Origin of the sequence: Streptosporangium subroseum, from assembly GCF_900188345.1 — a bacterium.
Lineage (GTDB): Bacteria > Actinomycetota > Actinomycetes > Streptosporangiales > Streptosporangiaceae > Streptosporangium > Streptosporangium subroseum.
Window position 1 is genome coordinate 1 of sequence record NZ_FZOD01000112.1, and the last position, 14,452, is coordinate 14,452.

General features: G+C 74.7%; 2 protein-coding genes. Both read right to left on the bottom strand.

Annotated features, from left to right (window positions below; translation table 11 throughout):
* Positions 1 to 1,256: beta-ketoacyl synthase N-terminal-like domain-containing protein (locus tag CHC08_RS46385; RefSeq protein WP_179282633.1), on the bottom strand; the 1,256-nt coding region annotated here is incomplete at its 3' end.
* Between the two features lie 29 nt (positions 1,257 to 1,285).
* Positions 1,286 to 14,431 carry a type I polyketide synthase gene (locus tag CHC08_RS46390; protein ID WP_179282634.1) on the bottom strand — a complete coding sequence of 4,382 codons (13,146 nt, stop codon included), beginning with the start codon at positions 14,429 to 14,431 and terminating at the stop codon, positions 1,286 to 1,288.
* Between the last annotated feature and the right edge of the window lie 21 nt (positions 14,432 to 14,452).

Genomic DNA, 14,452 nt, shown 5'->3' on the forward strand with positions numbered 1-14,452 from the left:
GACGGCGCATCCACATGCAAGGTGGCAGGCAGCAGCCCGTGCCGCATCGCCTGCACCATCTTGATGATCCCGGCGACACCGGCCGCAGCCTGCGTGTGACCCAGGTTGGACTTCACCGACCCCAGCCAGAGCGGTTCGCCGGAGCGATCACGCCCGTACGTGGCCAGCAGCGCCTGCGCCTCGATCGGGTCACCGAGTCGCGTCCCGGTCCCGTGCGCCTCAACCGCGTCCACGTCGGCGGGCGACAGCCCGGCCGACGCGAGGGCCGCCCGGATCACCCGCTGCTGGGACGGGCCGTTCGGGGCGGTCAGCCCGCTGGAGGCCCCGTCCTGGTTGACCGCCGAGCCCCGGACGACGGCCAGGATCGGGTGACCGAGCCGCTGGGCGTCCGAGAGCCGCTCGACCAGCAACATGCCGACGCCCTCGCCCCAGCCGGTCCCGTCGGCCGCCGCCGCGAACGACTTGCACCGCCCGTCGGCGGCCAGGCCGCCCTGCCGGCTGAACTCGACAAACGTGGTCGGTGTGGCCATGACCGTGACGCCGCCGGCCAGCGCCAGGTCGCACTCGCCGTTGCGCAGTGCCTGCCCGGCGAGGTGCAGGGCGACCAGCGACGACGAGCAGGCGGTGTCGACCGTGACGGCGGGGCCCTCCAGGCCGAACGTGTAGGCGATCCGCCCCGACGCGACGCTGCCCGAGTTGCCGTTCCCCAGGTAGCCGGCGACGCCGTCGGGCAGCTCAAGCGGGCGCGAGCCGTAGTCGTGGTACATGACACCGGCGAACACCCCGGTGCGGGGGAACCTCACCGCGGTGGGGTCGAGGCCGGCCCGCTCGAACGCCTCCCAGGACGTCTCCAGCAGCAACCGCTGCTGCGGGTCCATCGCCAGCGCCTCGCGCGGCGAGATCCCGAACAGGTCCGGGTCGAAGCTCGCGGCGTCGTGCAGGAAGCCGCCTTCGAGCCGGGCCTGCCGGTCGAGTTCGCCGGTCTCGTGGTCGTAGAGGCCCTCGACGTCCCAGCCGCGGTCGGTCGGAGGAGCGCCGATCGCGTCGGAGCCGGAGGCGACCAGCCGCCACAGGTTCTCGGGGCCGTCGACCCCGCCGGGGTAGCGGCAGCTCATCGCGATGATCGCCAGGGGCTCGCTGCCCCGGTACTCCAGCTCCTCCACCCGGCGGCGGGCGGCACGCAGGTCCGTGGTCGCCCGCTTGAGGTAGGCGAGGTACTTCTCCTCGGTCCCGGCGGGTTCGCTTGCGGAGGTCATGGCGGAACCGCCTTCGGGTTTGGGCCGGATCACTGGGTGCCGAGCTCGTCGAGAAGGTCGAAGATCTCGTCGGCCGTCGCCGACTGGAGGTCGTCGGTGCCGACGCCTGCGGGCGCGGCCCAGGCGGAGGCGAGCGTGCGTAGCCGCTGCCCGATCCCGGCCCGGTGCCCGTCGTCGAGGGCGGCGGCCTTGAGCAGGACTTCCAGACCGGCGATCTCGGCGTAGACGGCGTCGACGGGGCTGGTCTCGGGTGCCTGGTCGGGGCGGAGCAGCTCGGCGAGGTGCCGGGCGAGTCCGGTCGGCGACGGGTGGTCGAACAGCAGGGTCGCCGTCAGGCGCAGCCCGGTCTCGGTCTGCAGCCGGTTGCGCAGCTCCACCGCGGTCAGCGAGTCGAAGCCCAGTTCGAGGAAGCCCCGGGTGGGCTCGACGTCCTTGGGCGACGCGTAACCCAGGATGCCCGCGGTGCGGGACCGGACCAGGTCGAGCAGGATCCGGTCGCGCTCGGCCTCGCTCAGTGGAGCGAGCTGGGCCGCGAGTGTCTGGGTGGGGGCGGTGTCGGCGGCCCGGCGAGGCACGGCGACCAGGCCGCGCAGCAGCTCGGGGACCGTACCGTCACTCGCCGCGGCCCGGAGCGCGCCCAGGTCCAGCGCGATCGGCACCACCAGCGGCCGGTCTGCCGCGAGGGCGGTGTCGAAGGCGGCGAGGCCGTCGGCGGCGGTGAGCGCGCCGAAGCCGGTACGGGCCAGCCGGGCACGGTCGGCGTCGGTGAGCGTGCCGCCCATGCCGGCGTCCCACAGGCCCCAGGCGAGCGAGGTCGCCGGCACCCCCTCGCCGCGCAGCTGGGTGGCGTACGCGTCGAGGAAGGTGTTGGCCGCGGCGTAGTTGGCCTGGCCGGCGTTGCCGAACAGTCCCGACGCCGAGGAGTAGAGGACAAAGGCGCTCAGCGGCCTGTCCTTCGTCGCGGCGGCGAGGTTGCGGGCGGCGTCGACCTTCGCGCGGAAGACCGCGTCGAGCCGCTCGGGGGTGAGAGACTCCAGCGTCCCGTCGTCGAGCACACCGGCGGCGTGGATCACCGCGGTCACCGGCTCGTCCCGCAGGGCCGCGGCGACCGCGTCGGCGTCGGCCACGTCGCAGGCGACGGATCGCACCCTCGCCGGAGCGAGCTCGCGTTCGAGATCGGCGTTCCCGCCCGAGCGAGAGATCAATACGAGGTCGCGGACGCCGTGGGCTTCGACCAGATGGCGGGCGACAAGCCTGCCGAGCGTACCGGTGGCCCCGGTGACCACCACGGACCCGTCACCGAAGTCGACCGCCTGCGAACCGTCGAGCCGTATGAGGCGCGGAACCCGCACCACTCCGTCGCGTACCAGGGCCTGCGGCACCGGGTAGAGCGCGGCCTCGGCGGCGTCCAGCAGGTGGATCCGGTCGGGGTGCTCGGACTGGGCCACCCGGGCCAGGCCCCACAGCGCCGCCCCGTCCGGATCGGTGACCGTGTCGCCGACGGCGCCGAACGTGCGCACGACCAGCCGGGCATCGGCCCAGGCGGGATCGGCGAGCCAGGCCTGCAGCAGGGTGAGCAGCGCGGCGGCCCGGTCCCGGGCTGTGCCCGGTGCCGTGGCGTCCACGACCAGCACCGTCGCGGGGGCCGGCAGCGGATCGCCGAGCGCGATCGCGACCCGGGGCTCCGCGGCGGGCGTGACCTCCTGCCGCACCCAGTCCAGGCCGAACAGCGACCGGAAGCCGGCCGGCACGGCGCTGACCTGCTCCGCGGTGACCGGGCGGAAGGCCAGCTCGTCGATGGTGAGCACCGGCGCGCCGGAGCCGTCCAGAGCGACCAGGCGGACCGCGCTGTCGCCCATCCGGGTGAGGTGGACGCGGAGCGTGCCGGCACCCACGGCGTGCAGGCGCGCACCGCTGATCGCGAACGGCAGCCGTACGGTCTCGTCGAACAGTCCGGCCGCGCCGATCGCGTGCAGGGCCGCGTCGAGCAGCGCCGGATGGACGCCGAACCCGTCGGGATCCACGCCGTCCAGCCGTACCTCGGCGATCACCTCGTCGCCGTCGCGTACGGCGCCGACCAGGCCTTGGAACGTCGGGCCGTAGCGCAGGCCCGCGTCGGCCAGCCGCTCGTAGAGGCCGTCGAGAGGAACCGGCTCGCCACCCGTCGACGGCTCGGGGAGCGGCACCGGCGCCCCGGCGTCGGCGGAGAGGACACCGGTGGCGTGCGCGGTCCAGCCCTCGGCACCGTCGGGTTGCGAGTAGACGGCCAGGGTCCGGCGTCCGGCGTCGTCCGGTGCGCCGACGGTGACCCGCAGCGCGACCCCGCCGGTGGCCGGCAGCGCGAGCGGCGCCTGGAGCAGCAGTTCGTCGAGGACGGGGGCACCGGATCGGGCTCCCGCGGCCAGGGCGACGTCGACCAGGGCGGCGCCGGGGACGACCACGGCGTCGAAGACCGCGTGGTCGGCCAGCCAGGCCGGTGATCCGGCGGCCAGCCGCCCGGTGAACAGCAGGGCGTCGCTGTCCGGGAGCGTGACGGCCGCGCTCAGCAGCGGGTGCTCGGCGTCGCGCAGGCCGGCGTCGGTCAGGTCCCCGGCCGGGTCGATCACGTCGATCCAGAGCCGCTGGTGCTGGAACGGGTAGGAGGGCAGGTCGAGGACGGGCGCCGGGCCGGTGCCGAACGTCGCGGCCCAGTCGACGGTCTGGCCGACGACGAAGATCTTGGCCACCGCGGTGAGCAGGGTCTCGACCTCGCCGCGACCGCGGCGCAGCGTCGCGGCCGCGGTCAGCTCGGGGCGCGCGTCCTGGACCAGCGCGGTGAGCACGCCGTCCGGGCCCAGCTCCAGGACGCGGGCCGCGTCCAGCGCGCCGATCGTGTCGGCGAACCGGACCGGCCTGCGGACCTGCTCGACCCAGTACTCCGGGTCGGTCCAGCGCAACGGTTCCCCGGGCTCGACGGTGGAGACCGCGGCCAGCCGAGGCTCGGCGAAACTCAGTCCACGGACGACCTCGGCGAACTCCGCGAGCATCGGGTCCATCAGCCGGGAGTGGAACGCGTGGCTGGTCCGCAGCCGCGAGGTCTTCCAGCCCCGCTCGGTGGTCAGCGTGGCCACCCGGTCGACGTCCGCCTCGGCTCCCGACACCACGACCGCGCTCGGTCCGTTCACCGCCGCGACATCGACGGCGAACCCTTCGCCGTCGGTCAGCAGCGCGCGGACCTCGGCCTCGGCGGCGCCGATCGCGAGCATCGCGCCGCCGACCGGCAGGGCCTGCATGAGCCGGCCTCGGGCCGCGACCAGCGTGGCGGCATCGGCCAGGGACAGGACGCCGGCGGCATAGGCGGCGGTGATCTCACCGATCGAGTGCCCGGCGACGACCTCCGGCGTGACGCCCCAGCTGCGCAGCAGGGCCAGCAGCGCGACCTCGACCGCGAAGATCGCCGGCTGCGCCCAGCCGGTCTCATCCAGCCGCTCCTGATCGTCGAGGACATCGAGCAGAGGAAGGTCGAGCGCGGCACAGACCTCGTTGAACGCGGTCGCGAACGCAGGGAACGCGTCATACAGCTCACGGCCCATCCCGGCCCGCTGCGCGCCCTGACCGGTGAACACCATCGCCAGCCGACCCTCGGCGGCGCGGCCGACCGCGACCGGTTCGCCGGAGCCGGGGCTCAGCAACACCGCGCGATGCGCCAGCGTGGCCCGGCTGGTCAGCGCGTGCCCGATGTCCTCCGGCCGCGCCTGCGGCCGGTCGCGGAGCACGACCCGCATCCGCTCGACCAGTTCGGCCAGCGCCGCCGGGTCGTTGGCCGACACCACCAGCGGCACCGTACGGGTCACCGCCGGGCCTGGCGTGACCGTCTCGGCCGGGGGCTCCTCCAGGATGACGTGCGCGTTGGTCCCGCTGATCCCGAACGAGGAGACGCCGGCCCGGCGCGGGCGCTCCCCCGCCGGCCACGGCCGCGCCGAGGTGAGCAGCTCGACGTTCCCGGCGGCCCAGTCGACCGTCGGCGTCGGCTCATCGACGTGCAGCGTCTTGGGCAGCACCCCGTGCCGCATGGCCTGGATGACCTTGATGATCCCGGCGACCCCGGCGGCGGCCTGGGTGTGTCCGAGGTTGGACTTGATCGACCCGAGCCACAGCGGCGTCTCCCGATCCTGACCGTAGGCGGCCAGCAGGGCCTGCGCCTCGATCGGGTCACCGAGCGTGGTGCCCGTGCCGTGCGCCTCGACCGCGTCCACATCCTGCGGGGTCAGGCCCGCGTTGGCCAGCGCGGCCCGGATCACCCGCTGCTGCGACGGGCCGTTGGGAGCGGTCAGCCCGTTGGAGGCCCCGTCCTGGTTCACGGCGGTGCCCCGTACGACCGCGAGCACGCGGTGCCCGTTCCGCTGGGCGTCCGAGAGCCGCTCGACCAGCAGCATGCCGACGCCCTCGCCCCAGCCGGTGCCGTCTGCGGCGGCGGCGAAGGACTTGCACCGGCCGTCGGCGGCCAGGCCGCGCTGCCGGGAGAAACCGATGAACGTGTCCGGGGTCGCCATCACCGTCACGCCGCCGGCGAGCACCAGGTCGCACTCGCCCGACCGCAGCGCCTGAGCGGCCAGGTGCAGCGCGACCAGCGACGACGAGCAGGCGGTGTCGACCGTGACGGCCGGGCCTTCAAGTCCGAAGGTGTACGCGATCCGGCCGGAGGCGACGCTGCCGGAGTTCCCAGTCCCGAGGAAGCCCTCGACCTCCTCCGGCACGGCGGTCAACCGGCCGAGGTAATCGTGGTACATCAGGCCGACGAAAACGCCGGTACGGGAGCCACGCAGCCCCAGCGGGTCGACACCGGCGCGTTCCAGGGTCTCCCACGAGGATTCGAGCAGCAGCCGCTGCTGCGGGTCCATCGCCATGCCCTCGCGCGGGCTGATCCCGAACAGGCCCGGGTCGAAGTCGGCGGCGTCGTAGAGGAACCCGCCCTCCCGCGCGTACGACGTACCGGGGTGATCGGGGTCGGGGTGGTAGAGCCCCTCGACGTCCCAGCCCCGGTTGGCGGGGAACAACCCCATGCCGTCGCGGCCCTCGGCGACGAGGTTCCACAGCTCGTCCGGGGTGGTGATCCCGCCGGGGTAACGGCAGGCCATGCCGACGATCACAATGGGGTCGTCGTCGACCGGGGCGGCGACGGCCGCCATCGGTGCCGGGGCCTGGGTCGAGCCGGAGAGCTCGGCGGTGATGAACTCGGCGAGGGCGGTGGCGTTCGGGTAGTCGAAGATCAGCGTCGCGGGCAGCCGCAGGCCGACCTCCGTGGCGAGCCGGTTGCGTAGCTCGACCGCGGTGAGCGAGTCGAAGCCCAGCTCGCGGAAGGCCCGGCCGGCCGGGATCGCGTCCGAGCCGGGGTAGCCGAGCACCGCGGCGGCGTGCTCCCGGACGGTGGTCAGCGTCGCCAGAACCCGATCGGCCTCCTCCATGCCGGCGAGGTGCTGGGCCAGCGAGGAGCCGCCGGTCTCGGTCCTGGCCGTGGCGGCGCGCCGCCGGGTGACGGTCCGGACCAGGCCGTGCAGCAGCGGGGGAAGCTCCTCGACGCCGCGGAGCGTGGCCAGATCGAGCCGGAGCGGGACGGCGACCGGGCGGCCGGAGGCCAGCGCGGCGTCGAAGAGCGCGAGGCCGGCCGCGGCGTCCAGCGCGCCGAAGCCGCCCCGGGCCAGCCGGCGGCGGTCGGCCTCGGACAGCGCGCCGCCCATGCCGGCGTCCCACAGGCCCCAGGCCAGCGACGTCGCCGGAACGCCCTGCGCCCGCAACCGGGTGGCGTACGCGTCCAGGAACGCGTTCGCGGCGGCGTAGTTGGCCTGGCCGGCGCTGCCGAACAGCCCCGCCGCCGAGGAGTAGAGCACAAACGCGCTCAGCGGCCTGTCCTTCGTCGCGGCCGCGAGGTTGCGGGCGGCGTCGATCTTGGCGCGGAAGACGGTGTCGAGGCGCTCGGGGGTCAGGTCGGTGAGCAGGCCGTCGTCGATGACACCGGCGGCGTGCACCACGGCGCTGACCGGCTCGTCCCGCAACGCCGCCATGACCGCGTCGCCGTCGGACAGGTCGCACGCGAGCGAGCGCACCTCCGCGCCCTCGATGTCGACGCTCCCGCCGGAGCGGGAGAGCAGGAGCAGTTTGTGAACGCCGTGGGCCCGCACCAGGTGCCGGGCGACGAGGCCGCCGAGCGTGCCGCCGGCGCCGGTGACCACCACGACGCCGTCACCGAACTCCGTCGTCCCCGAGGCGTGCAGCCGGGCCAGGCGCGGCACCGTGACCACGCCGTCGCGCACCAGCGCCTGCGGCACCGGGTAGAGCGCGGCCTCGGCGGCGTCCAGCAGGTGGATCCGGTCGGGGTGCTCGGACTGGGCCGACCGGACCAGACCCCACAGCGCCGCCCCGTCGGGGTCGGTGACGTCGTCGCCGACCGCGCCGAACGTGCGCACGACCAGCCGGGCATCGGCCCAGGCGGAATCGGCGAGCCAGGCCTGCAGCAGCGCGAGCAGCGCGGCGGCCCGGTCCCGGGCTGTGCCCGGGACCGTCGCGTCCACGACCAGCACCGTCGCGGGGGCCGGCAGCGGATCGCCGAGCGCGATCACGACCGGGGCCTCCGCCGTCGCGGTCAGTTCTTGCGGTGTCCACTCGACGGCGAACAGCGAGCGGGCGGCCTCGTCCTGGCCGGCGGCGGTCTCGTCCGCGGTGACCGGGCGGAAGACGAGACCTTCGACGGTGACCACCGGCTCGCCGGCGGCGTCGACCGCGTCGACCCGTACGGTCTCGCCGTCCAGCCGGAGCCGGGCCCGCAGCAGCCCGGCGCCGTCGGCGTGCACGGTGACGCCGGTGAACGCGAAGGGCAGCCGGGTCACGCCGTCGCCGGCCGGACCCGTGCTCAGGCCGTGCAGGACCGCGTCGAGCAGCGCGGGATGGACGGCGAACCGGTCCGGATCGCCGGGCAGCTCCGCTTCCACGTAAAGGTCGTCGCCCTGCCGCCAGACCTCGCGCAGGCCCCGGAAGACCGGCCCGTACTCGTAGCCGGCGGTGGCCAGCCGGTCGTAGAGGTCCTCGGTGGCCAGGTGGGTCGCGCCGGCCGGTGGCCAGGCGAACGCCTCGGCGGCCGGCTGGGCCGGGCTCACAAAACCGGTGGCGTGGACGGTCCAGGGGTCTTCGGTGTCGGAGGCGGGCTCGCCCGGGCGGGAGTGAACGGTGACCGGGCGGCGGCCGTTCTCGTCCGGGGCACCGACACTGACCTGTACGGCGACGCCGGCCGAGGCGCCGAGCCGGAGCGGCTGCTGGAGCACCAGTTCCTCGACGGCCGGGGCGCCGACCACGGCGCCGGCGGCGAGGGCGAGGTCGAGCAGCGCGGTCCCCGGCACCAGGACGGTGCCCAGGATCGTGTGGTCGGCCAGCCAGGGCTGGGCGCGGAGCGTGAGGCGGCCGGTGAGCACGGCGCCGTCGCCGTCTGCCAGCGAGACCGCCGCGCCGAGCAGCGGGTGCTCGACCAGGCTCAGCCCGAGGCTCGCCGGGTCGGTCTCGGCGCCGGTGCCGGCCTGCGGCCAGTAACGCTGCCGCTGGAAGGCGTAGGTCGGCAGGTCGGGCAGCGAAGTGCCGGCACCGTCGAGGACGCTCGCCCAGTTGATCTCCGTGCCCCGCGTGAACACCGTCGCCACGCCGGTGAGCAGCGTGGCGACCTCGTCCCGGTCCCGGCGCAGCGTCGGCACGGCGAGCGCGTCCGGCTCGTTCGCGCCGACCAGGGCGGTCAGCACGCCGTCCGGCCCGACCTCCAGGAACCGGGTGACGCCCCGGGCGGTCAGCGCGGCCACCGCGTCGGCGAACCGGACCGGCCTGCGGACCTGCTCGACCCAGTACTCCGGGTCGGTCCAGCGCAGCGGCTCGTCCGGCTCGACGGTGGAGACCGCGGCCACCTGCGGCGCGGTGAAGGCGAGCCCGTCGACGACCACGCGGAACTCGGCGAGCATCGGCTCCATCAGCCGGGAGTGGAACGCGTGGCTGGTACGCAGCAGAGAGGTCTTCCAGCCCCGCTCGCCGGCCAGTTTGACGATCCGGGCGATGTCGTCCGCGGCCCCGGAGACTACCACCGCGCCCGGCCCGTTCACCGCGGCGAGGTCCACCTCCGGGCACGCCTCCAGGACATCGGCCTCGGACGCGTTGACCGCGAGCATCGCGCCACCGGCCGGCAGCGCCTGCATCAGCCGGCCCCGCGCCACCACCAGCGCCGCGGCGGCGGCCAGGGAGAGCACCCCGGCGGCGTAGGCGGCGGTGATCTCACCGATCGAGTGCCCCGCGACGAAGTCGGGCGTCACGCCCCAGTGCCGGAGCAGGGCCAGCAGCGCCGCCTCGACCGCGAACAGCGCGGGCTGGGCGTAGCCGGTCCGGTCGAGCGCGTCCGGGTCGGCGAAGACGACCAGCCGCAGCGGCTGGTCCAGCAGCGGGTCGATCGACGCGCACACCTCGTCGAACGCGGCCGCGAACACCGGGAAGGCGGCGTAGAGCTGCTCCCCCATCGCCAGGCGTTGCGCGCCCTGGCCGGTGAAGAGCAGGGCGAGCCTGCCGTCGCCGGTCTCGCCGCGCGCCGCGCTCTCCCGCCGCTTGAGCGTACGGAGCAGCTGGGCCCGGTTGGGCGCCAGGTAGACCGCCCGGTGCGCGAGCGCGGCCCGCCCCGCGGTGGTCCGGGCCACGTCGGAGACGTCGGCGTCCGGATGCGCGTCGAGCCAGTCGCGGAGACCCTCGGTCTGCGCGTCCAGGCCGGCCTCGGTGGCCGCGGAGACGACAAACGGCAGGACCGGCACCGTGCTGCGGCTGCGCGGTCGCTCGTCTTCGACGGCGACCGGCGGCTCCTCCAGGATGACGTGGGCGTTGGTGCCGCTGACCCCGAACGCGGAAACGCCCGCCCGGCGCGGCCTGGAGGAGGCGGGCCAGGGCCGGGCCTCGGTGAGCAGCTCGACCGCTCCGGAGGTCCAGTCGACGTTCGGGGTCGGCTCGTCGACGTGCAGCGTCCTGGGCAGCAGCCCGTGCCGCATCGCGAGGATCATCTTGATGATGCCGGCCGCGCCCGCAGCGGACTGGGTGTGGCCGATGTTCGACTTGATCGACCCGAGCCAGAGCGGCTCTTCCCGGTCCTGGCCGTAGGTGGCCAGCAGGGCCTGGGCCTCGATCGGGTCGCCGAGGGTGGTGCCGGTGCCGTGGGCCTCGACCGTGTCGATCTCCTCCGGCGCCAGGCCGGCGTTGGCCAGAGCGGCCCGGATCACCCGCTGCTGGGCGGGGCCGTTCGGGGCGGTCAGGCCGTTGGAGGCCCCGTCCTGGTTGACCGCGCTGCCCCGCACGACGGCCAGCACCTGACGCCCGGACTCCCGCGCCGAGGACAGCCGCTCGACCAGAAGCATGCCGACGCCCTCGGCCCAGCCGGTGCCGTCGGCCGCCGCCGCGAACGACTTGCACCGGCCGTCGACGGCCAGGCCGCGCTGCCGGGAGAACTCGGTGAACGTGCCCGGCGTGGCCATGATCGTGACACCGCTGACCAGCGCCATGCCGCACTCGCCCTGGCGGAGCGCCTGCGCGGCCAGGTGCAGGGCGACCAGCGAGGACGAGCAGGCGGTGTCGACGGTCATCGCGGGGCCTTCGAGGCCGAACGTGTAGGCGATCCGCCCGGAGGCGACGCTGCCGGCGCTGCCGATGCCGAGGTATCCGCTCAGGTCCTCGGGGCTCTCCTCCAGCAGGGAGATGTACCCCTGGTGGGTGGTGCCGACAAAAACGCCGATCTGCTGTCCGCGGAGCGAGAGCGGGTCGAGGCCGGCCCGTTCGAACGTCTCCCACGCGGTTTCCAGCAGGAGCCGCTGCTGCGGGTCCATGGCGAGGGCCTCGCGCGGGCTGATCCCGAACAGGCTCGGGTCGAACCGGTCGGCGTCCTGAACGAACCCGCCGTTGACCGTGTAGGAGGTGCCGGAACGGTCGGCGTCGGGGTTGTAGAGCGCGTCGACGTCCCAGCCGCGGTTGGCAGGGAACGAGCCGATCGCGTCGACCTCTCCGGCGACCAGGTCCCACAGCTCGTCGGGGGTGCTGACTCCGCCGGGGAAGCGGCAGGCCATCGCGGTGAGCACGATCAGGTCGTCGACGTCGGCGAGCACGGCCGGGGCGGTGACCAGGGCGGCCTCGCCGCCGAAGACCTCCTCCTGTAGGTAACGGGCGAGTTCCAGCGGCGTCGGGTAGTCGAACGCGAGCGTCGGGGAGAGGCGCAGCCCGGTCTCGGCGGCCAGCGCGTTGCGCAGCTCGACCGCGGTGAGCGAGTCGAAGCCGAGTTCGCGGAACGGTCGCTTGACCACGATCGCCTCGGCGGACGGGTAGCCCAGGACAAGCGCGGCGTGGCCCCGTACCAGGTCGACCAGCTCGGTCTCGCGCTGCGCCGGGGGCAGGGCGGCCAGCCGGGAGCGCCAGCCGGTCTCGATCACCGGCTCGGCGACGGCCAGGCCGGCGACCTCCGGCAGGTCCTCCAGCAGCGGCCTGCGGCGGGCCGCGGCGAACGTCTCAACGAAGGAAGCCCAGTCGACGTCGGCGACGGTGAGCAGCGGCGAGCGTCCCCCGGCGGCCTGCCGGAGGACCTCGACCGCGAGGTCGGGGGCCATCGGGGCCAGGCCGCGCCGGCTCAGCGCGGCGGCGGTGCCGCCCTCGGTGGCCATGCCCGCCTCGGCCCACGGGCCCCAGGCCAGCGACGTGCCGGCCAGGCCGCGAGCGCGCCGCCGCTGGGCCAGGGCGTCGAGGCCGGCGTTGGCGGCCGCGTAGGCGCCGCCCCAGCCGCTGCCCCAGGTGGCGGCGATCGAGGAGAACAGGACGAACGCGTCCAGGTCCGTGTCGCCGAGGAGTTCGTCGAGGTGCAGCGCGCCGGTGGTCTTGCCGGCGAGCACCGACGCGAGACCGGCGGCGTCGAGGTCGGCCAGCGGCGCGCTGTGCGCGATGCCGGCGGCGTGCACGACCGCGGTGAGCGGAGCCTCCGGGTCGGCGACGGCCTCCTTGAGGAGGGCCGCGACCGCGTCGCGGTCGGCCAGGTCCGTGGCGACGATCGTGACGCGGGCGCCCGCCGCACGGATCTCGTCGGCCAGGTCGTGCGCACCGGGTGCGTCCGGCCCGCGCCGGCCGGCCAGGACGAGGTGCGCGGCGCCGTGGGCGGCGGCCCAGCGGGCGACGTGGCCGCCGAGCGCGCCGGTGCCGCCGGTGACCAGTACGGTGCCGCGCGGCTGCCAGCCCTCGTCGGTACCGGCCGGAGCGTGTTCCAGCCGGCGGACGAGCAGGCCCGAGGGGCGGATCGCGACCTGGTCCTCGGCGTCGAGACCGCCGGCGAGGATCGCGATGAGCCGGTCGGCGGCGCGTGGGTCGAGGGTTTCGGGGAGGTCCAGGAGGCCACCCCAGCGGTTCGGGTACTCCAGGCCGACCACCCGGCCCAGGCCCCACACCTCGGCCTGGGTGAGGGTGGCGACGTGATCGCCGGGGACGGCGGCGACCGCGCCCCGGGTGAGGATCCACAGCGGAGCGGTGACGGCGGCGTCCTCAACGGCCTGGGCGAGCGCGAGCGTTCCGGACAGCGCCGCCGGGAGACCCGCCTCGTCCGTGTCGTCGCCCATCGCGAGGAGCGAGACGACCCCGGCGACGTCGGCCTGGTCGCGGAGCCGGGCCGCGAGCGTGGCCCGATCGGCCGCGGGAATCGTCACGACGTTGCCACCGGCCCGGGCGAGGATCTCCTCGACGCCGTAGGCCTCGGCGGGGACGACCAGCACCCAGGTGCCGGTGAGCGTCCGCGTGGTCGGGTCGGGTAGCGCCGTCCAGGTCTCCCGGTAGCGCCAGCCGTCGACCTGATCGCGCCGCTGCCTGTGGCGGTGCCAGGAGGAGAGCGCCGGGACCAGGGCGCCGAGCGTCTCCCGGTGGGCCTCGGCGTCGATGCGCAGTTCGTGGGCGACCGCGCTGAGGTCGGCGGAGTCGATCGCGGCCCAGAAGTCGGCGTCCGCGCCCGTCGCGGTGACCGCTTCGCGGGGAGTGGGGCGGAGCCAGTACCGCTGGCGCTGGAAGGGATAGGTGGGCAGGTCGACCGGACGGGCGGCGGTGCCGTCGAACAACGCCCGCCACTCCACCCGCTGACCGCTGACGAACAGCTCGGCCACGGCGGTGAGCAGCGTCATAACCTCGTCACGGTCCCGGCGCAACGCGGCCACCGCTACCGCGTCCGGACTCACCGCACCGACCAACGCGGTCAACACACCGTCCGGGCCCAACTCCAGCACCCGGTCAGCCTTCAAAGCAACCGCCGCGTCGGCGAACCGGACCGGCTTGCGGACCTGCTCGACCCAGTACTCCGGGTCGGTCCACTGCCCCGCCGCCACCGCCGCGCCGGTCACCGTCGACACCACCGCCAGCCTCGGCTCAGCGAAACTCAGCCCACGGACGATCTCGGCGAACTCCGCGAGCATCGGCTCCATCAGACGGGAGTGGAACGCGTGGCTGGTCCGCAGCCGACTCGTCTTCCAACCCCGCTCCGCCGCCAGCTCGGCGATCCGCATGATGTCGCCCTCAGCCCCGGACACCACCACCGAGGCTGGGCCGTTCACCGCCGCGACATCAACGGCGAAACTCTCGCCGTTCGACTCACCACCGACCACGACGGCCAAGCCACCGACACTCGACTCACCGCCGTTCGACCCCCCACCATCGGCCATGGAGTCCAGAAGCGCCCGAACATCCGCCTCCGCCGCCCCAACCGCGAGCATCGCCCCACCCGAAGGCAGCGCCTGCATCAACCGGCCCCGCGCGGCCACCAACGTCGCCGCATCCGCCAGGCTCAAAACACCGGCGGCATACGCAGCGGTGATCTCCCCGATCGAATGCCCCGCCACCACCTCCGGGACCACACCCCACGAACGCACCAGCGCCAGCAACGCCACCTCAACCGCGAAAATCGCCGGCTGCGCCCACCCCGTCTGATCCAGCAACGCCGCATCCAACCCGTGCAGCGGAAGATCCAAAGCCGCACAGACCTCGTCATAGGCCGCCGCGAACACCGGGAACACGTCATACAGCTCCCGGCCCATCCCCACCCGCTGCGACCCCTGACCGGTGAACACCACCGCCAACCGGCCCTCAGCCGCCGTCCCCCGGATCACCGCATCACCCAGCAGCACCGCACGCTGCTCCAGCACCGC